Origin of the sequence: Kosakonia sp. (assembly GCF_032104925.1) — a bacterium.
Taxonomy (GTDB): Bacteria; Pseudomonadota; Gammaproteobacteria; order Enterobacterales; family Enterobacteriaceae; genus Kosakonia.
On record NZ_DAMCGF010000016.1, the window covers coordinates 58,368 to 77,759 of the forward strand.

Genomic DNA, 19,392 nt, shown 5'->3' on the forward strand with positions numbered 1-19,392 from the left:
GTCAGTTGAAGTAGCTCAGAAGCGTGTTGATAACGGTGCGCTGATTAACCGGTGCCAGGTTGTAGAACAGCGGTAGACGAAGCAAACGCTCACTTTCTTGTGTGGTGTAACGATCTTCGCCGTGGAATTCGCCGAATTTTTCACCGGCTGGTGAAGCATGCAGCGGGATATAGTGGAACACCGCAAGGATTTCCGCTTCTTTCAGGAAGGCAATCAGCGCACTGCGGTCGGCTTCATCGCGCAGCTTGATATAAAACATATGCGCATTATGGCTGCACTCCGCAGGGATCGAGGGCAGCTCAATACGGCCCGCGCGCGCCAGCGGTTTTAACGCGTCGTAATAGGTTTGCCACAGCGCCAGGCGCTGCTGGTTGATGCGTTCTGCCGCTTCCAGTTGCGCCCATAAATAGGCCGCCTGGAGATCCGCCATCAGATAGCTGGAACCGATATCCCGCCAGGTGTATTTATCCACCTGCCCACGGAAAAACTGGCTGCGGTTAGTGCCTTTCTCACGAATAACCTCTGCCCGCTCTACCAGCGCGCGATCGTTAATCAGCGTCGCACCGCCTTCGCCGCCGGCGGTGTAGTTTTTGGTTTCATGGAAACTAAAGCAACCAATATGGCCGATGGTGCCCAGCGCCCGCCCTTTATAGGTCGACATCACGCCCTGTGCGGCATCTTCCACCACATACAAATTATGGCGTTTGGCAATCGCCATAATGGTATCCATTTCGCAGGCGACACCCGCATAATGCACCGGCACAATGGCGCGAGTATTTTCGGTGATGGCGGCTTCGATCAGCGTTTCATCAATGTTCATGGTATCCGGGCGGATATCAACAAAGACGATTTTCGCACCGCGTAGTACAAACGCATTGGCGGTCGAAACGAAGGTGTAGCTCGGCATGATCACTTCATCGCCAGGCTGGATATCCAGCAGCAGCGCGGCCATCTCCAGCGAGGCAGTGCAGGAAGGCGTCAGCAAGACTTTCGCGCTGTGAAAACGCTGCTCCATCCACTGCTGACAGCGGCGGGTAAAACCGCCATCGCCGCACAACTTACCGCTACCCATCGCCGACTGCATGTAGTCGAGTTCCGTTCCCACCACTGGTGGAGCGTTAAAGGGGATCATAGAGTCACCTGTATAGCCACAAGGCGGTGCTTTCAATATTCGCCCCGCTCTGAATATAGCGTTTAAGTGCGGCAGTGTTCCCAAGCTGAGTCGCTACCCACACACGTTTTAGCTCGCGCTGGCGCGCCCAGTGGCACGCCGCCTGCATTAATTTTTCGCCCATACCACGCCCGGCCAGCAGACCAATACGGGCTTCCTGTTCGTTGAGCTGGCGCAGCGAGACAAAGCCAGCGATAGCGCCATGCACATTACGGAAGACCAGGCATTGATGGTCAAACTCGCCTTTTACCGCGTTTTCAATCCATTGCGCATAAAAACGCCCGCTCGCCTCTGCTGGATACCAGGGGGCGCGGAACCGGCTCTGCACAAAGATTTCGGCTGCCATCTGGCGTAGCACAGGGATATCCGCAAGTGTTGCCACTTCAGCCGCCGGATCGACGCCCTGTTCCTCTACCGCCAGCGAGAGGTCGATCTCGCCTTCAACCAGTTGAAAACCGAGCTGCTGCAACGCATCCAGCATCCCGGGCTGCGATGCCGGCAGTTTCACCTGCACACGCTCCCAATTAGCCAAATCCGCGCGGGTCAGCGCAGGAGCAGAGGGTTGCAGGCGAACAATCGCGCTACGCAAGCTAAAAAAGCGACTTTCCCAGGTCAGCTCTTCTACCGTACCGTGAATATTCATGCTGTTTCCTTTATGCACGCTCGCTTAGCGCCAGACACCTTTGGTATCAACAACGAACTGCTGGCCAATGCTGGTGCTCTCCACCGCTTTAAACTCGTTATGATCAACCAGCATCACCAGCACATCAGCCTGCGCCAGCGCATCATGGGTATTTACCAGCGTGGCGTGTCCGGCGAATTTAGCCGGCAGTTGATGAATATTCGGTTCCACCACCAGCGTTTCACCGCTGTGCCACTGTGCGATATCGAGGGCAATTTCCATTGCCGGGCTTTCACGCAAATCATCAATATTGGGCTTAAAGGCCAGCCCGAAACAGGCGATTTTGATTTCACTGGCGCGCTTGCCGCTGGCCGTCAGACAATCAGCAACCATCGCTTTAACCTGATTCAACACCCAGTGCGGCTTAAAGTCGTTAACTTCACGCGCGGTGCGGATAAGCCGCGACTGCTGCGGATTTTGCGCGACAATAAACCACGGATCAACGGCGATACAGTGTCCGCCAACGCCCGGACCCGGCTGGAGAATATTGACGCGCGGATGGCGGTTCGCCAGGCGAATCAACTCCCAAACGTTGATCCCCTGATCGGCGCAAATGAGCGACAGTTCGTTAGCAAACGCAATGTTGACATCGCGGAAACTGTTTTCGGTCAGTTTGCACATTTCAGCGGTGCGCGAGTTGGTCACCACGCATTCGCCTTCAAGGAAAATGTTGTACAGCTCGCTGGCACGCGCCGAACAAACCGGCGTCATCCCGCCAATCACGCGGTCATTTTTAAGCAGCTCAACCATCACTTGCCCCGGCAGCACGCGCTCCGGGCAGTAGGCGATATTAATGTCGGCGTTTTCACCCGCCTGCTGCGGGAAAGTGAGATCCGGGCGCGCTTCGGCAAGCCACTGCGCCATCTGTTCTGTTGCCCCTACCGGTGAGGTCGACTCAAGGATCACTAACGCGCCTTTGCCGAGCACTGGCGCGATGGATTTAGCCGCCGCCTCAACATAGGCCATATCCGGCTCGTGCTCGCCTTTAAACGGCGTTGGCACGGCGATCAAGTAAGCATCTGCGACGACAGGTGTGGTGCTCGCGCGAAGATAACCGCCGTTTACCGCCGATTTCACTACATTTCCCAGTTCCGGCTCGACGATATGGATTTCGCCACGGTTAATGGTTTCCACCGCATGGGCGTTGATATCGACACCAACAACCTGCTTCTGCCGTGACGCAAACGCTGCTGCGGTAGGCAGACCAATATAGCCCAGGCCAATAACGGAAATGGTTTTAAAGCTCATAGTGTTACCCGATTATTTTTAAGTGCGTGCAAAATGCGGCCACAGGCCAGCCCGTCACCATAAGGGTTGTGCGCGCGGCTCATCGCCTGCCAGGCATCGTTGTCATGAAGCAGGCGCGAGACCTCTTCCACAATGCGCTGGCGATCCGTGCCAACCAGTTTAACCGTGCCCGCATCGACGGCTTCCGGGCGTTCGGTGGTATCACGCATCACCAGCACCGGCTTGCCGAGCGAAGGCGCTTCTTCCTGTATGCCACCCGAGTCCGTCAGGATCAGCCAGGCATGATTCATCAACCACAAAAACGGCAGGTAATCCTGGGGTTCTATCAGGGTAACGTTCTCGACGTGGCCAAGAATTCGGTTTACTGGCTCGCTGACATTGGGGTTCAGATGGACCGGATAGACAATTTGCACATCATCATGTTGCGCGGCGATATCCGCCAGCGCATGGCAAATTTGTTCAAAACCACGACCAAAACTCTCGCGGCGATGTCCGGTGACAAGAATGAGTTTTTTATCTCTATTAAGGAACGGATAACGCGCCGCCAGCGCCTCGTAGCGCGAAGGGTTGTTCATCACGCTGTCGCGCACCCAGAAAAGCGCATCAATAACGGTGTTGCCGGTAACAAAAATGCGGTTATCCGCAACATTCTCACGGCGTAAATTGCGGCGGGAGTTTTCCGTCGGCGCAAAGTGATACATCGCCAGGTGGCCGGTCAATGTGCGGTTTGCCTCTTCTGGCCATGGCGAAGAGAGATCGCCAGTACGCAGGCCCGCTTCAACATGCCCGACAGGAATACGCTGATAAAATGCGGCAAGACTCGCCGCAATCGTCGTTGTCGTGTCGCCATGCACCAGCACCACATCGGGGCGGAAGGATTCAAGGATTGGCTTTAATCCTTCAAGAATGCCGCAGGTAATCTCCGTAAGCCCTTGCCCTGGCCGCATAATGTTTAGATCGTAATCCGGAACAATCGAGAAGAGCGTTAACACCTGATCAAGCATCTCCCGATGCTGCGCAGTGACGCAAACTCTTGCTTCAAAGTCTGGATCCTTTGCCAGCGCATGTACCAGCGGAGCCATTTTGATGGCTTCTGGCCTCGTGCCAAATACGGTAAGTACTTTCACAACGATTCTCTTCGATTAGAGGATGAAGGCATCATGCCTTCATCTCGGACGGCGTTTAGTTCGAACGGCGGCGCGTTAATGCAATACCCGACCCGATTAGCGCACCGACAATTCCCCACATGATCATCAGGAAAGCACGACGCGGGCTGTCGCGTTTTACCGGTTCTTCCGGCGTACGCAAATAACGATATGTCTGAAAACGGGGATCAAGTGTCGGACCGACGTTAAGCGTATTCAGCATTGCCCGGTTTTGATCATAGTCCAGATCGAACTGCGGCCCTACCGCTTGCAGATTTTCCAGCCGCGCTTGCAGCATTGGGCGACCCAGCATAAACAGTTCTGAATCCGGCAATTCGTCCGGTGGAACCTCTGTTTCGTTACGAGAGATATTGTGCTGTTCGGCGATTTTTAGCGCTTGCTGGACATTATGCAGACGGCGGTTATAAATAGCCTTTGCCACTTCTTCCTGACGTTTCACCTGCGCTTTCATCTGAATGGTACGCGCGGCCCAGGCACCTTTCAGCTCATCATTAAGATGGCTGGCGGCACGCTGGCTGGCAAACGCGACATACTGACGCAGCAGGTTGTTGGCATCTGGCGCGGTTTCAGCAATTAACTTAACGTTGTCGTTAAGGTTGCGGACAACATCTCCTGGCGTGTACTGGATGTTATTGATGAGTTCGTCGAGCGTCGCCGCATCCGCTTTGCTGTTACCCACCAGGCGCTGTTTGTAGTAATCCGTTTGCGACCAGAAATCGCGGCGCGTATCCCACGAGGCGAGTTGCATAATGAACTCTTTGTACGCCTCATCCATTACCGATACCTGATCGGTTGGTGTCTGGTTAGCTTTGTCGTCCAGGTTACGCAGGAACTGTTGTTGGGAGTAATAACCTCCCAGCATATTGACGGTGGGGCGGTCGGTAACTGCGGTGGCTCCCCATTCTTGGGTCGCAAAGAAAGTCCAGACTAAGGCGAGCAAAGCAAACAGCAGTGCTATTCCCGCGATCCATAATTTTCCTGCCCACAAAGTACGGAATAAACCCCGGATATCCAGTTCGTTTTCCGTACCCGTTGAAGGTGTTCCTGACGCTGGTTGAATCATCGCTTTCCCGGATTTACTTGGTTAGTGTTGATTTAGAAACGCTATTACGGCGTATTCTGCGTTTAACTCGCTTGATAAAGCGCGCCACTTTCCATGCGCGCTTAATACAGTAGCCATACAAAAAGAAGCATAGCAAAAATAATGCCAACATCACCCATTCAGGAATAAAACGAAGATACTCCGTGACGACACCAATACTGGCCAAAAGGGAAGCCGCGAGAGTTATCAGCACGAAGGCCTGACGGGAAGTAAACCCTGCGCGCATGATCAGATGATGAATATGCTGGCGATCTGGTGAAAATGGGCTCATTCCTTTACGTAGTCGACGGAACATTATCGCTACCATATCCATCAGCGGAATGGCAATGATCCATAACGCGGTTACCGGGCTAATTGAGTGGATAGGGCCTTGCGTCGTTTGCAGTAAAATCCAGATGATCGTAAAACCAATCAACGTACTGCCCGCATCTCCCATAAAGACTTTGTAACGTCGCCCCAACACGCCCAGATTCAACAGGATATAAGGCAAAATAGCCGCAATCATGGCAAAGCACCACATTGCGAGGCTAAACTGCCCATCTAACAATAAAATCGCGCCGATAGCAGCAAAAGAGACGCAGGAAAGCCCGCCTAACAGACCATCAATGCCGTCAACCATATTGAACGCGTTAATTGCCGCCCAGACAGCAAACAGAGTAAGTAAGTAGCCAAAAGGCCCCAGCACCATCTCCCATGAACCAAAAATATAGCCGAGGCTGCTGAGATAAAGCTTACCGACTGCCATCATCACTACAGCAATAGTCGCCTGGACAGCAGCACGAATTTTTACACTAATATCGAATCGATCGTCCAGCGCGCCTATAAAAACCAAAACACCGGCACAACAGAGGTAGAGGGCTGCATGGGGGATGTAATAATCCGTGATACCAAACGTAAAGCAGACCCCTGCGAATACTGAGATTCCCCCAACAAGAGGGATCAATCCCTGATGCCGTTTACGATAGTTGGGTTTGTCCACCAGTCCGACATGTCTTGCCATTTTACGAGCAACAAACAAAAAGACGGTTGTGAACAAGAAAATACTGAATAATTCAGTAAACGCAGTGAGTAAATTCACAGTGGATGCTCTCAGCGAATGTTAATCCTGGCAGTATAACGACGTTGCCATGCCCCATAAAATGAGAAAGCAGGTCGTTTACAAGCTTTATTGTCTGTTTTTCAACCGAACGAGATATTCAACAGATTTATCTATCACTCTTGAGCGGCCAGCGTTGGACAGAGCCTGTCCCGGTGCATATAGCGTATAGCTCGCAAATAAAAAACGCCACGTAAAAACGTGGCGTTTCCGAGGTTTATTTATATTAAGAGCGCTTCATCATGTCGAAGAACTCATCATTCGTCTTCGTCATTGCCAGCTTGTTAATGAGGAACTCCATCGCGTCGATCTCACCCATCGGGTGAATGATTTTGCGCAAAATCCACATCTTCTGCAGCTCTTCCTGCGTAGTGAGCAGCTCTTCTTTACGCGTACCGGAACGGTTGTAATCAATCGCCGGGAAGACACGTTTTTCAGCAATTTTACGCGAGAGGTGCAGTTCCATGTTACCGGTGCCTTTAAACTCTTCGTAAATCACTTCGTCCATTTTCGAACCGGTATCAATCAGCGCGGTCGCGATAATGGTCAGGCTGCCGCCCTCTTCCACGTTACGCGCGGCACCGAAGAAGCGTTTCGGGCGATGCAGGGCGTTCGCGTCGACACCACCGGTCAACACCTTGCCGGAAGCCGGAACAACGGTGTTGTAAGCACGTGCCAGGCGAGTGATGGAGTCCAGCAGAATGATAACGTCTTTCTTGTGCTCGACCAGGCGCTTGGCCTTCTCGATAACCATTTCTGCAACCTGCACGTGGCGGGAAGCTGGTTCGTCAAAGGTGGAAGCAACCACTTCACCTTTAACCAGACGTTGCATTTCGGTCACTTCTTCCGGGCGTTCGTCAATCAACAGCACCATCAGCACACAGTCTGGATGGTTGTAAGCAATGCTCTGCGCGATGTTCTGCAGCAGCATGGTTTTACCGGCTTTTGGCGGTGCAACAATCAGACCGCGCTGACCACGTCCGATCGGCGACGCCAGATCCAGTACGCGTGCGGTTAAGTCTTCCGTCGAGCCATTACCACGTTCCATACGCAGACGAGAGTTCGCGTGCAGCGGCGTTAAGTTTTCGAACAGAATCTTATTGCGCGCGTTTTCCGGCTTATCGAAGTTCACCTCGTTAACTTTCAGCAATGCAAAGTAACGTTCACCTTCTTTAGGCGGGCGAATCTTACCTGAAATGGTGTCACCAGTGCGGAGGTTGAAACGGCGGATTTGGCTGGGGGATACGTAGATGTCGTCAGGGCCGGCGAGGTAGGAGCTGTCTGCGGAGCGGAGGAAACCAAATCCATCCTGCAGAATCTCCAGCACGCCATCGCCAAAGATATCTTCGCCACTCTTCGCGTGCTGCTTCAGGATGGCGAAAATGATGTCCTGTTTGCGCATACGGGCCAGGTTTTCCAGCCCCATATTTTCGCCGAGAGTGATCAGCTCAGAAACCGGCGTATTCTTTAATTCGGTAAGATTCATAATGGTGTGGGTTCTTAAACTCGGGGTAGATCTCGAACTTAATGTTGTGAATGGTATGGCAGGGTCATCCATGCCTGTTAACGGCCATCAACTTATGTCTGATCGGTGCCTGGTCACAGGAAAGTACGCAGAACTGAAACGATAAGACGGAATAAGTGATAAGCCCGGAATCTGTCGACTTCTCACGCGATGGTGTTGCTCTGCGGGAAGTATCGGGGTAATGCTAGATTCAAACAACTAAAGGTATGTTCAAAACGAAGTCAAAACTAAATTAGCACGGCTGAAGCCGGGCGTCCAGCGATCCAAAAAAATTAGGACTGCTGGCACGCCGGCAGAGTCTGGGGTTACGCCAGGTTGGCGTCCAGGAACTCTTTCAGTTGGCCTTTAGACAAGGCACCAACTTTGGTTGCTGCCACTTCGCCGTTTTTAAACAGCAGCAGGGTCGGGATACCACGGATGCCGTATTTCGGCGCAGTGCCTGGATTCTGGTCAATGTTCAGCTTCGCAATGGTCAGCTTGCCTTCGTACTCATCAGCGACTTCATCCAGAATCGGGGCGATCATTTTACACGGTCCACACCACTCTGCCCAGAAATCAACGAGCACAAGCCCGTCCGCTTTGAGTACATCCGTGTCAAAACTATCGTCAGTCAGGTGAATAATTTTATCGCTCATATATAACTCCACAGGAATAAGCCTGGCATGTTGGTGTAGCATAAAACAGCAACGTGTTGATGCCACAATAACCAACTAAAGGTTGACTTTATTTCACCGGATACGCTTTCGTAAAGCAATAGTAAGCTGATATTCTACCACACTATGAGCAAAACACATTTAACAGAACAGAAGTTTTCCGACTTCGCCCTGCACCCAAAAGTGATCGAAGCCCTTGAAAAAAAAGGGTTTCATAATTGCACGCCTATTCAGGCCCTGGCTCTTCCGCTGACGCTGGCGGGCCGTGATGTTGCAGGTCAGGCGCAAACCGGTACCGGCAAAACGATGGCGTTTTTAACGTCAACGTTTCATTATCTTCTCTCTCACCCGGCAATCGAAGACCGTAAAGTGAACCAGCCGCGCGCAATTATTATGGCGCCGACACGTGAACTGGCGGTACAAATTCACGCCGATGCAGAACCGCTGGCGCAGGCGACTGGCCTGAAGCTGGGTCTGGCTTACGGCGGTGACGGCTACGACAAACAGCTGAAAGTGCTGGAAAGCGGCGTCGATATTTTAATCGGCACCACGGGCCGAATGATCGATTACACCAAACAGAACCATATTAACCTGGGCGCGATCCAGGTCGTGGTGCTGGACGAAGCAGATCGTATGTACGATCTGGGCTTTATCAAAGATATCCGCTGGTTGTTCCGCCGCATGCCACCCGTGACTTCACGTTTGAACATGCTCTTCTCCGCCACGCTGTCCTACCGGGTGCGCGAGCTGGCATTTGAGCAGATGAATAACGCTGAATACGTCGAAGTGGAGCCGGAACAAAAAACGGGCCACCGCATTAAAGAAGAGCTTTTCTACCCGTCCAACGACGAGAAAATGCGTCTGCTGCAAACGTTGATCGAAGAAGAGTGGCCGGATCGCGCCATTATCTTCGCTAATACCAAACACCGCTGTGAAGATATCTGGGGCAGCCTGGCCGCAGATGGTCATCGTGTTGGTTTGCTCACCGGCGATGTGGCGCAGAAAAAACGCCTGCGTATTCTCGATGAATTCACGCGTGGCGATCTCGACATTCTTGTGGCGACTGACGTTGCCGCACGTGGTCTGCATATTCCTGCGGTCACGCACGTTTTTAACTATGACCTGCCGGATGATTGTGAAGATTACGTTCACCGTATCGGTCGTACCGGTCGCGCTGGCGCCAGCGGTCACTCAATCAGCCTCGCCTGTGAAGAGTACGCATTGAACCTGCCGGCGATTGAGACCTATATCGGGCACTCGATTCCGGTCAGCAAATACGATCCGGATGCCCTGCTCACCGAGCTGCCGCCGCCAAAACGCCTGACGCGTTCACGCTCTGGCAACGGCCCGCGCCGCAGCGGTGGCGCTCCACGTAATCGTCGTCGTTCAGGTTAAAAATATGCTTGGTTCCGCCTCGCTCTATGCCGCTATTGATCTTGGATCTAACAGTTTTCATATGCTGGTTGTGCGCGAGGTGGCGGGAAGCATTCAGACGCTTTCTCGCATCAAACGTAAAGTTCGTCTGGCTGCAGGATTAAGCCCCGATAATCGTCTTTCTCAGGAAGCGATGGAGCGAGGCTGGCAGTGCCTGCGGCTGTTTTCCGAACGTCTACAGGATATTCCCCAGGAGCAAATCCGCGTCGTAGCAACGGCCACGTTGCGCCTGGCGGTTAACGCGCAGGAATTTATCGACAAAGCGCAAGAAATCCTCGGCTGTCCGGTGCAGGTCATTAGCGGCGAGGAAGAAGCGCGGCTGATTTATCAGGGCGTTGCGCACACGACAGGTGGCGCGGATCAGCGTCTGGTAGTTGATATTGGCGGCGCCAGCACGGAGCTGGTTACCGGCACCGGTGCACAAACGACCTCCCTTTTCAGCCTGTCGATGGGCTGTGTCACCTGGCTTGAGCGCTTTTTCACCGACCGAAATCTTGGGCAGGAAAACTTCACTGCCGCCGAACAGGCCGCGCGTGAGGTGCTACGCCCGGTTGCCGATGAGCTTCGCCGCCATGGCTGGAAAGTTTGCGTCGGGGCATCGGGTACGGTTCAGGCGCTGCAAGAAATCATGATGGCGCAGGGCATGGATGAGCGCATCACCCTCGCTAAATTGCAGCAGCTTAAACAGCGCGCCATACAATGCGGGCGGCTTGAAGAGCTGGAAATCGAAGGCCTGACGCTTGAACGCGCTTTGGTGTTCCCGAGCGGTCTGGCAATCCTTATCGCCATCTTCACCGAAATGAATATTGAAAGCATGACGCTGGCCGGTGGCGCATTACGCGAAGGTCTGGTCTACGGCATGCTGCACCTGGCGGTAGATGAAGACATTCGTAGCCGCACGCTGCGCAATATTCAACGCCGTTTTATTATCGATACCGATCAATCCCGTCGCGTGACAACGCTGGCTGGACGTTTTGCGCAGGGTGTCGCTAAAGTGTGGGAATTAGATGCCTACAGCATCGAAATTCTGAAAGTTGCCAGCGAACTGCATGAAATTGGTTTGAGCATTGAGTTTAAGCAAGCACCGCTACACGCGGCATGGCTGGTGCGTAATCTCGATTTGCCTGGGTTTACCCCCGCGCAAAAGAAACTGCTCGCGACACTGCTGCTTAATCAGACGAACGCGGTCGATCTCTCATCGTTGCATCAGCAAAACGCCGTACCACCGCGTGTTGCAGAACATCTTTGTCGTCTGCTTCGTCTTGCCATTATTTTCGCCAGCCGTCGTCGCGATGATCTGCTGCCGGAAATCGCGGTCACCGCGCAGGGAGAGAAGCTGGTGCTGACGCTACCGCAAGGGTGGCTGGCGAGTCACCCACTCGGCGCAGAACTGATTGATCAGGAAAGCCAGTGGCAGAGTTATGTGCACTGGTCGCTGGAAATCCAGTAATTCTCATACGGAATATAGCCCGCTCGCTGCGGGCTTTTTTATTACTTGCTGAAAACCAACGTTCCGCAGCGCTGCCGGCTCCAACCTTACAGAGCGGGCAGACGCCTCTTTTTACGTTTTCAACCCGCACTTCAGGAGCAGTAATCCACGCCGCCTTCGCTGAAGGTGGATTTTTATTTGTCCTTCGCTTTTGCCAGCATCGCGCGAATATTCGCCACGTTGGCCTGACCTTTATGCATGCGCTCTTCGGCACTGACCACTTTGCGTTCCTGCTCCCAAATCAGATCGTCCTGCGGTAATTCCAGCAGGAAGCGGCTCGGTTCCGGTCGGACTAATTCACCATACTGACGACGTTCTTTGCAGAGAGTAAAAATCAGCTCTTTCTGCGCCCGGGTGATGCCCACATAAGCCAGACGCCGCTCTTCATCGACGTTATCTTCATCGATACTGCTCTGGTGTGGCAATAACCCCTCTTCCATACCAACAAGGAAAACATACGGGAATTCAAGGCCTTTAGACGCGTGCAACGTCATCAACTGCACCTGATCGGATTCGTCGTCACTCTCGCCACGCTCCATCATGTCGCGCAGAGTAAAGCGCGTGACGACTTCCGCCAGCGTCATCGGCTCGTCCAGTTCGCTGCCTTCCAGCATCTCCGTCATCCAGCCGAACAGCGTGTTGACGTTTTTCATGCGCATCTCTGCCGCTTTCGGGCTGGCGGAGGTTTCGAACAGCCAGGACTCATAATCGATGCCGTGAATTAAATCGCGCACTGCCGCGATAGGCTCGCGCTCCGACAAACGCTGAACTTCACCGAGCCAGTGGGTAAAACGCGTCAGCGCGTCATAACCGCGCCCGGTCAGCGTCTGGTTCAGGCCAACATCAAAGCTGGCAGCAAACAGGCTCTTATTACGTAACATCGCCCATTCGCCCAGCTTCTGCAGCGTTGCTGAGCCAATTTCACGCTTTGGCGTATTCACGATGCGCAGAAATGCACTGTCATCATCCGTATTGGTCAGCACCCGCAAATAGGCCAGTAGATCTTTGATTTCCGGGCGAGAAAAGAACGAGGTGCCGCCCGAAATCTTGTACGGGATGCGGTTCTGCATCAGGAATTTTTCGAATACGCGCGACTGGTGGTTGCCGCGATAGAGGATCGCATAATCCTTGTATGCGGTTTTGTTCACGAAGTGGTGAGCAATCAGCTCACCCGTCACGCGTTCGGCTTCATGTTCTTCGTGGTTGGCGCTGAGCACTTTCAGCTCGGCACCATAACCCAGCTCGGAAAAGAGCCGTTTTTCAAACACGTGTGGGTTGTTGGCGATGAGGATATTCGCCGCTTTCAGGATGCGCCCGGAAGAGCGATAGTTTTGTTCCAGCTTAATCACCTGCAATGCCGGGAAATCCTGGCTCAGCAGCACCAGGTTTTGCGGCCGCGCACCGCGCCACGAATAAATCGACTGGTCATCGTCACCCACGACGGTGAAGCGCGCGCGCTGGCCCACTAACAGCTTTACCAGCTCATACTGACTGGTGTTGGTGTCCTGATATTCATCCACCAGCAGATAACGGATCTTGTTCTGCCAGCGTTCGCGCACCTCTTCGTTGCGCTGCAATAACAGCGTCGGCAGCAGGATCAGGTCGTCAAAATCGAGTACGTTACACGCCTTCATATGGGCGTCGTACAGACCGTAGCAATGAGCAAAAATACGATCGCGCTCGCCGTTTGCGCGCGCAGCAGCCTGCGACGGCGTCAGCAGATCGTTTTTCCAGTTTGAGATCGTGGAGATCAGTTGTTGCAACACCACTTTGTCATCGTCGATCAGCCCTTCGGTCAGATCTTTCAGCAACGCGACCTGATCGGTGTCGTCAAACAGGGAAAAGTTAGATTTCATCCCCAACGCGGCGAACTCACGTTTGATGATATTCAGCCCCAGCGTGTGGAACGTAGAGATCATCAACCCGCGCGCCTCCTTACGCCCCAGCGTCTGCGCAACACGTTCTTTCATCTCGCGCGCCGCTTTGTTGGTAAAGGTTACCGCCGCGATATGTTTCGCCTGATAGCCACAGCCACGGATCAAATGGGCGATTTTATTGGTGATCACGCGTGTTTTACCGGATCCCGCTCCCGCCAGCACCAGGCATGGTCCGGTGACGAATTCGACGGCTTGTTGTTGTCCGGGGTTTAAACGCATAAAAAAATCACTCAATGAAAAGTCTGGAGGGGAAATATATACACAAAATCATTCAGGCCGTGAATCTTCAGCCGCTAACACACGTAAGTGGCGGGATAACGAATCTGCCGGGAACAGATTTAACGCAGCTTACTGCAGCACCCACGGTGCGAGACCCTCGCTTAAGTTGAGCCGCAGGCGCAACTTGAAGCCGAGGCAGAATGAAGACCGAAGTGTATAAACGCGTGGTAGTATAGCCAGCCTCAACAACCTCACTCAAGGCACGATCATGGCAAAAACCGCAGCAGCACTGCATATCCTTGTTAAAGAAGAGAAACTGGCACTGGATCTTCTGGAACAGATCAAAAACGGCGGCGATTTCGAAAAGCTGGCGAAGAAACACTCTATCTGCCCGTCAGGTAAAAAAGGCGGACATTTGGGCGAATTCCGTCAGGGCCAGATGGTTCCCGCGTTCGATAAAGTGGTGTTCTCCTGCCCGGTGCTGGAGCCAACCGGCCCGCTGCACACCCAGTTCGGTTACCACATCATCAAAGTGCTGTACCGCAACTAATGATTGAGCCTCTCATCACAGAGAGGCTGTTTTTTATTTGTGCGGTTGCAGTTTCTGCTGCGCGTCATGCTTCATCACATGCATGCTGATTGCCGCCTGGAACACTTTAAACATCAGGCCATTAATCAGGGTCGCCAGCGTAATGGTAATAAACGCCGTCATCACCCAGTCAATCAATGCAAAGCCGCTGTACAGCAACGCAGGCCGGTACACCAGCATGCCGCCAAACACCGCCCAGTGGCTCAGACAATAAAAACACTGAAACAAGTGCCCTATCATCGCGTTCTTTTTCACCGTCCATTCACGAAAAGCCGCAAATAACTCCGTTTGCGTCACCGTTATTGAAATGCTGCTGGCAGCCAGCGCAATCATCAGGCAGGTGGTTAAATCTGCAATCATCAGTGGTGCCCCTTTTCGTTGAAGTAACTGATAAATTCCGCACCGACATCCTGTAGCGTCAGGTTTTTAAAACGTTCAAGGATCAGCGATTGTGCGTCGGCAAGCGTCGACGACATCACCCGGTTCACCCCTTGCTCAACCAGGCACTCAGGGTTCTCATTACGATTACCCAATGCGAACAACGCAGGCGATCCCAGTGCAATATAGATGTCGTAGAGAGTGACATGACTGGCGGGACGACAAAGCCGCCAGCCGCCGTGGTGCCCTTTGGTCGCGCAGACAATCTGTTTTTCCCGTAACCCGGCGAGCAGTTTGCGAATAAACGCCGGGTTACCGTCGATGTATTCAGCCATCTGTTCCGATGTCATCGGTTTATCGGCCTGTTCCATGTGGAGCAGGATGTGCAGCGTCGCGGAGAATGAGTTATTTATTTTCATGTAACTTACGATATTACATAAAGACAAATTCAACAAGACGAATGGGCAAAAAAGATTGCGTCCAGTGCAGCACATAAAAAAGCCCGGAAGCGCTAACGCCTCCGGGCTTGAATTTTTCGATGAATGTCGGCTTATCGTTGCCGAAAAACGACAGGATTTAGCTCGCGACGGCGATACGTTTCATGTCCGTCATATAACCGCGCAGTTTCTGACCCACTTTCTCAATGGCGTGGCTGCGAATCGCATCATTCACATCGCGCAGCTGCGCGTTATCTACCGCGCCTTCGGCAATCGCTTTACCCAAATCGCCCGTTTGCAGCGTGGTCATAAACTCTTTCAGCAGCGGTACGCAAGCATAAGAGAACAGGTAGTTGCCGTACTCTGCGGTATCGGAAATAACCACGTTCATCTCATACAGACGTTTACGCGCGATGGTGTTGGCAATCAGCGGCAGTTCGTGCAGCGATTCATAGTAAGCAGACTCTTCGATAATGCCGGACGCCACCATGGTTTCGAACGCCAGTTCAACGCCCGCTTTCACCATCGCAATCATCAGCACGCCTTTATCAAAATACTCCTGCTCGCTGATTTTGCCTTCAAACTGCGGTGCGGTTTCGAACGCGGTTTTACCGGTTTCTTCACGCCAGGTCAGCAGTTTCTTATCGTCGTTGGCCCAGTCAGCCATCATGCCGGAAGAGAACTCGCCGGAAATGATGTCGTCCATATGTTTCTGGAACAGCGGCGCCATGATACCTTTCAGCTGTTCAGACAGCGCGTAAGCACGCAGTTTCGCCGGATTGGACAAGCGATCCATCATCAGCGTAATACCGCCCTGTTTCAGCGCTTCGGTGATGGTTTCCCAGCCGAACTGAATCAGTTTTTCTGCGTAAGCCGGGTCGGTACCGTCGGCCACCAGCTTGTCAAAGCACAGCAGAGAACCCGCCTGCAACATGCCGCAGAGGATAGTCTGCTCGCCCATCAGGTCAGATTTCACTTCCGCAACGAAAGAGGACTCCAGAACACCCGCACGGTGACCACCGGTTGCCGCAGCCCAGGCTTTAGCAATCGCCATTCCTTCGCCTTTCGGGTCGTTTTCCGGGTGGACGGCGATCAGCGTCGGAACGCCGAAACCGCGTTTGTACTCTTCACGCACTTCAGTACCTGGGCACTTCGGCGCCACCATCACGACGGTGATGTCTTTACGGATCTGCTCACCCACTTCCACGATATTGAAACCGTGAGAGTAGCCCAGTGCCGCGCCGTCTTTCATCAGCGGCTGCACGGAACGCACGACGTCAGAGTGCTGTTTGTCCGGCGTCAGGTTCACGACCAGATCCGCCTGCGGGATCAGCTCTTCATACGTGCCAACTTTAAAACCGTTTTCGGTCGCTTTGCGCCAGGACGCGCGTTTTTCCGCAATGGCTTCTTTACGCAGCGCGTAAGAGATATCCAGACCGGAGTCACGCATGTTCAGGCCCTGGTTCAGGCCCTGGGCACCGCAGCCGACGATGACCACTTTTTTACCCTGAAGGTAGCTTGCGCCATCGGCAAATTCGTCACGCGCCATAAAGCGGCATTTGCCCAGCTGCGCCAGCTGCTGGCGCAGGTTCAGTGTATTAAAGTAGTTAGCCATTTGAGACCTCGTCGTGTGATGTTGTGTTGTGCCGTTCTTCTTTTGCGCTAACGCTTTAGATTTTCTGTTGCGCAAATTATTCAGGGCAATATTTATTGTTCAGTTCGCTGATAAGCGAGATTGAACCCACTATATGACAGGAAATGCGTTGCTTAAATTGATATATTAACAATATCACATTGCAATTTTTGCAATGTAAATTTGTGGAGTCTGTCTCATGGATTTACGCGATCTGAAAACGTTCCTGCATCTGGCCGAAAGCCGCCATTTTGGCCGCAGCGCGCGCGCCATGCATGTCAGTCCTTCCACGCTTTCGCGACAAATCCAGCGGCTGGAAGAAGATCTCGGGCAGCCGCTGTTTGTGCGCGATAACCGTACCGTCACGCTGACTGAAGCGGGTGAAGAGTTGCGCGTTTTCGCGCAGCAAACGTTATTGCAGTATCAGCAATTGCGCCACACCATCGACCAGCAAGGCCCGTCGCTTTCCGGCGAGCTGCATCTTTTCTGTTCCGTCACCGCGGCTTACAGCCATTTGCCGCCGATTCTTGATCGCTTTCGCGCGGAACATCCGTCGGTAGAGATCAAGCTCACCACCGGCGATGCCGCTGATGCGATGGAAAAAGTGGTCACTGGCGAAGCGGATCTGGCCATTGCCGGGAAACCGGAAACGCTGCCCGGCGCGGTCGCCTTTTCGATGCTGGAAAACCTGGCCGTGGTGCTGATAGCACCTGCGCTCCCCTGCCCGGTGCGTAACCAGGTTTCGCAGCCCGAACCAGACTGGTCCACCGTGCCGTTTATCATGGCCGATCAGGGCCCGGTGCGCCGCCGTATCGAACTATGGTTCCGCCGCCACAAAATCAGCAACCCGTCGATTTACGCTACCGTCGGCGGTCACGAAGCGATGGTGTCGATGGTCGCGCTCGGTTGCGGTGTGGCGCTAATCCCGGAAGTGGTGCTGGAAAACAGCCCGGAGCCGGTACGCAACCGCGTGATGATCCTTGAGCGCAGCGATGAGAAAACGCCGTTTGAGCTTGGCGTGTGTGTACAAAAAAAGCGGCTCTATGAGCCGCTTATTGATGCGTTCTGGAAAATCCTGCCAAACAACTAACCGGCAAGGAAAAAACGGAACGCCGGGTTATGCGTTTCATCGTGGCATTCGTAGCCCAGCTCGTTGAGCCGGGTTTCGAAATCTGGCTCATGCTCGCCCAGTTCGAATGCTGCCAGAACGCGCCCATAATCGGTGCCGTGGCTGCGGTAATGGAACAATGAAATATTCCAGTGCGTACCAAGCGTATGCAGGAACTTCAGCAGCGCGCCGGGCGATTCCGGGAACTCAAAACTGTACAGGCGTTCGCGCAGCGGTTTCGACGGTCGCCCGCCCACCATGTAACGCACGTGCAGTTTCGCCATCTCATCGTCGGAAAGATCCACGACGCTATAACCGCCTTGATGCAGTAGATCGAGGATCTCTTTGCGCTCCTCCAGCCCGCGGCTTAGACGTACACCGACAAAAATGCAGGCGTCTTTCGCATCGGCAAAGCGATAGTTAAATTCGGTTACGGAACGCCCACCCAACAACTGGCAGAACTTCAGGAAGCTACCTTTCTCTTCCGGAATGGTCACCGCCAGCAGCGCTTCCCGCTGCTCGCCCAGCTCGCAACGCTCAGAAACATAACGTAAGCCGTGGAAATTCACATTCGCACCGGAAAGCACATGCGCCAGCCGTTCGCCGCGAATATGGTGTTTCGCGATGTACTTTTTCATCCCCGCCAGCGCCAGCGCACCGGACGGTTCCGCCACCGCACGGACATCTTCGAACAGATCTTTCATCGCCGCACAAATTGCATCGCTATCGACAGTGATGATGTCATCGAGATACGCCTGGCACAGACGGAAAGTTTCGTTACCAATGCGTTTTACCGCCACGCCTTCGGCAAACAAGCCCACGCGCGGTAACTCGACCGGATGACCCGCATCCAGCGCCGCTTTCAGGCAGGCGGAGTCTTCCGCTTCAACGGCGATCACTTTGATTTGCGGCATCAGCTGTTTAATCAACACCGCCACGCCTGCCGCTAAACCGCCGCCGCCGACCGGCACAAAAACCCGATCGATATGCGCATCCTGTTGCAGCAACTCCAGCGCCAGCGTGCCCTGTCCGGCAATCACCATCGGGTGATCAAACGGCGGTACAAAGGTGAAACCTTGTTGCTCAGCCAGCTCAATGGCTTTGGCTTTCGCTTCGTCGAAGTTGGCACCGTGCAACAGCACTTCGCCACCAAAGCCGCGCACCGCATCCACTTTGATATCCGCCGTCGCCACTGGCATCACAATCAGCGATTTGATCCCCAGACGCGTCGATGACATTGCCACGCCCTGCGCGTGGTTGCCCGCAGAAGCAGTAATCACGCCGTGCGCTTTCTGCTCAGGCGTCAGCCCGGCAATCATTGCGTACGCGCCACGCAGCTTAAAGCTGTGCACCGGCTGGCGGTCTTCGCGTTTGACCAGAATTACGTTGTCGAGACGCGAAGAGAGTTTCTCCATTTTTTGCAGCGGCGTTACCTGCGCCGCTTCGTAAACCGGCGCACGCAGCACCGCTCTCAGATATTCCGCCCCTTCGGGAGCGGCTGAGAGGGGTTGGGATTCGGCCATCA

17 protein-coding genes are annotated in these 19,392 nt (G+C 53.6%); 4 read left to right on the forward strand and 13 right to left on the reverse strand.

The annotated features are described in order from the left end of the window. Window position 1: 1 nt before the first annotated feature. The 8 genes from rffA to trxA form a co-directional block, all read right to left on the reverse strand. Complete coding sequence (rffA, locus tag RT644_RS22020) at window positions 2-1,132, reverse strand: dTDP-4-amino-4,6-dideoxygalactose transaminase (RefSeq protein WP_313628114.1); 1,131 nt, start codon at window positions 1,130-1,132, stop codon at window positions 2-4. Between the two features lie 4 nt (window positions 1,133-1,136). Then, complete coding sequence (rffC, locus tag RT644_RS22025; protein ID WP_097407611.1) at window positions 1,137-1,814, reverse strand: dTDP-4-amino-4,6-dideoxy-D-galactose acyltransferase; 678 nt, start codon at window positions 1,812-1,814, stop codon at window positions 1,137-1,139. A gap of 24 nt (window positions 1,815-1,838) precedes the next feature. Then, complete coding sequence (wecC, locus tag RT644_RS22030) at window positions 1,839-3,101, reverse strand: UDP-N-acetyl-D-mannosamine dehydrogenase (protein ID WP_313628116.1); 1,263 nt, start codon at window positions 3,099-3,101, stop codon at window positions 1,839-1,841. Next, window positions 3,098-4,228, reverse strand: a complete 1,131-nt coding sequence (wecB, locus tag RT644_RS22035; RefSeq protein ID WP_072051658.1) for a non-hydrolyzing UDP-N-acetylglucosamine 2-epimerase — start codon at window positions 4,226-4,228, stop codon at window positions 3,098-3,100. Before wecB ends, wecC begins: the two co-directional genes overlap by 4 nt. A gap of 55 nt (window positions 4,229-4,283) precedes the next feature. Beyond that, complete coding sequence (gene wzzE / locus RT644_RS22040; protein ID WP_020455999.1) at window positions 4,284-5,330, reverse strand: ECA polysaccharide chain length modulation protein; 1,047 nt, start codon at window positions 5,328-5,330, stop codon at window positions 4,284-4,286. Between the two features lie 13 nt (window positions 5,331-5,343). Then, window positions 5,344-6,447, reverse strand: coding sequence for a UDP-N-acetylglucosamine--undecaprenyl-phosphate N-acetylglucosaminephosphotransferase (gene wecA / locus RT644_RS22045; RefSeq protein WP_020455998.1), 1,104 nt, complete (start codon window positions 6,445-6,447; stop codon window positions 5,344-5,346). A gap of 244 nt (window positions 6,448-6,691) precedes the next feature. Further along, window positions 6,692-7,951, reverse strand: a complete 1,260-nt coding sequence (gene rho / locus RT644_RS22050) for a transcription termination factor Rho (RefSeq protein WP_004386383.1) — start codon at window positions 7,949-7,951, stop codon at window positions 6,692-6,694. Window positions 7,952-8,295: 344 nt separating this feature from the next. Continuing rightward, window positions 8,296-8,625 carry a thioredoxin TrxA gene (trxA, locus tag RT644_RS22060; RefSeq protein ID WP_017459713.1) on the reverse strand — a complete coding sequence of 110 codons (330 nt, stop codon included), beginning with the start codon at window positions 8,623-8,625 and terminating at the stop codon, window positions 8,296-8,298. A 144-nt stretch (window positions 8,626-8,769) separates the two neighbouring features. On the opposite strand from trxA, the gene rhlB reads away from it, so the two are divergent. Together rhlB and gppA are read left to right on the forward strand one after the other, a co-directional pair. Further along, entirely contained in the window at window positions 8,770-10,038 is a 1,269-nt protein-coding gene (gene rhlB / locus RT644_RS22065; protein WP_020455997.1) for an ATP-dependent RNA helicase RhlB, read from the forward strand. A gap of 4 nt (window positions 10,039-10,042) precedes the next feature. Beyond that, window positions 10,043-11,527, forward strand: coding sequence for a guanosine-5'-triphosphate,3'-diphosphate diphosphatase (gene gppA / locus RT644_RS22070; protein ID WP_020455996.1), 1,485 nt, complete (start codon window positions 10,043-10,045; stop codon window positions 11,525-11,527). 173 nt (window positions 11,528-11,700) lie between these two features. Here the strand turns inward: gppA and rep are convergent, their stop codons facing one another. Beyond that, a complete protein-coding gene (rep, locus tag RT644_RS22075) occupies window positions 11,701-13,722 on the reverse strand; it encodes a DNA helicase Rep (RefSeq protein WP_313628122.1) in 2,022 nt (673 codons plus the stop codon). 268 nt (window positions 13,723-13,990) lie between these two features. On the opposite strand from rep, the gene ppiC reads away from it, so the two are divergent. Beyond that, window positions 13,991-14,272, forward strand: coding sequence for a peptidylprolyl isomerase PpiC (gene ppiC / locus RT644_RS22080; protein WP_001140255.1), 282 nt, complete (start codon window positions 13,991-13,993; stop codon window positions 14,270-14,272). 33 nt (window positions 14,273-14,305) lie between these two features. Here ppiC and RT644_RS22085 read toward each other — a convergent pair whose 3' ends face one another. From RT644_RS22085 to ilvC, 3 genes are all read right to left on the reverse strand, one after another. Then, the gene (locus RT644_RS22085; RefSeq protein ID WP_313628124.1) at window positions 14,306-14,671 is read right to left on the reverse strand and encodes a DUF1360 domain-containing protein; all 366 of its coding nucleotides are present in this window, start codon (window positions 14,669-14,671) and stop codon (window positions 14,306-14,308) included. Further along, entirely contained in the window at window positions 14,671-15,108 is a 438-nt protein-coding gene (locus tag RT644_RS22090) for an RrF2 family transcriptional regulator (RefSeq protein WP_020455993.1), read from the reverse strand. Before RT644_RS22090 ends, RT644_RS22085 begins: the two co-directional genes overlap by 1 nt. Window positions 15,109-15,265: 157 nt before the next feature. Next, window positions 15,266-16,741: a ketol-acid reductoisomerase gene (gene ilvC, locus RT644_RS22095; RefSeq protein ID WP_020455992.1), complete on the reverse strand. Its 1,476-nt coding sequence runs from the start codon at window positions 16,739-16,741 to the stop codon at window positions 15,266-15,268. Between the two features lie 217 nt (window positions 16,742-16,958). Here ilvC and ilvY point away from each other — a divergent pair, with 217 nt between their 5' ends. After that, complete coding sequence (gene ilvY / locus RT644_RS22100) at window positions 16,959-17,849, forward strand: HTH-type transcriptional activator IlvY (protein ID WP_020455991.1); 891 nt, start codon at window positions 16,959-16,961, stop codon at window positions 17,847-17,849. On the opposite strand, the gene ilvA is transcribed toward ilvY, so the two are convergent. Continuing rightward, window positions 17,846-19,390: a threonine ammonia-lyase, biosynthetic gene (ilvA, locus tag RT644_RS22105; RefSeq protein WP_313628130.1), complete on the reverse strand. Its 1,545-nt coding sequence runs from the start codon at window positions 19,388-19,390 to the stop codon at window positions 17,846-17,848. The genes ilvY and ilvA overlap by 4 nt on opposite strands. Between the last annotated feature and the right edge of the window lie 2 nt (window positions 19,391-19,392).

What these genes read in the sequence shown, in the direction of transcription:
- rffA (WP_313628114.1), bottom strand. Translation starts at nt 1,132, where the DNA reads ATGATCCCCTTTAACGCTCCACCAGTGGTGGGAACGGAACTCGACTAC.
- rffC (WP_097407611.1), bottom strand. Translation starts at nt 1,814, where the DNA reads ATGAATATTCACGGTACGGTAGAAGAGCTGACCTGGGAAAGTCGCTTT.
- wecC (WP_313628116.1), bottom strand. Translation starts at nt 3,101, where the DNA reads ATGAGCTTTAAAACCATTTCCGTTATTGGCCTGGGCTATATTGGTCTG.
- wzzE (WP_020455999.1), bottom strand. Translation starts at nt 5,330, where the DNA reads ATGATTCAACCAGCGTCAGGAACACCTTCAACGGGTACGGAAAACGAA.
- rho (WP_004386383.1), bottom strand. Translation starts at nt 7,951, where the DNA reads ATGAATCTTACCGAATTAAAGAATACGCCGGTTTCTGAGCTGATCACT.
- trxA (WP_017459713.1), bottom strand. Translation starts at nt 8,625, where the DNA reads ATGAGCGATAAAATTATTCACCTGACTGACGATAGTTTTGACACGGAT.
- rhlB (WP_020455997.1), top strand. Translation starts at nt 8,770, where the DNA reads ATGAGCAAAACACATTTAACAGAACAGAAGTTTTCCGACTTCGCCCTG.
- gppA (WP_020455996.1), top strand. Translation starts at nt 10,043, where the DNA reads ATGCTTGGTTCCGCCTCGCTCTATGCCGCTATTGATCTTGGATCTAAC.
- rep (WP_313628122.1), bottom strand. Translation starts at nt 13,722, where the DNA reads ATGCGTTTAAACCCCGGACAACAACAAGCCGTCGAATTCGTCACCGGA.
- ppiC (WP_001140255.1), top strand. Translation starts at nt 13,991, where the DNA reads ATGGCAAAAACCGCAGCAGCACTGCATATCCTTGTTAAAGAAGAGAAA.
- RT644_RS22085 (WP_313628124.1), bottom strand. Translation starts at nt 14,671, where the DNA reads ATGATTGCAGATTTAACCACCTGCCTGATGATTGCGCTGGCTGCCAGC.
- RT644_RS22090 (WP_020455993.1), bottom strand. Translation starts at nt 15,108, where the DNA reads ATGAAAATAAATAACTCATTCTCCGCGACGCTGCACATCCTGCTCCAC.
- ilvC (WP_020455992.1), bottom strand. Translation starts at nt 16,741, where the DNA reads ATGGCTAACTACTTTAATACACTGAACCTGCGCCAGCAGCTGGCGCAG.
- ilvY (WP_020455991.1), top strand. Translation starts at nt 16,959, where the DNA reads ATGGATTTACGCGATCTGAAAACGTTCCTGCATCTGGCCGAAAGCCGC.
- ilvA (WP_313628130.1), bottom strand. Translation starts at nt 19,390, where the DNA reads ATGGCCGAATCCCAACCCCTCTCAGCCGCTCCCGAAGGGGCGGAATAT.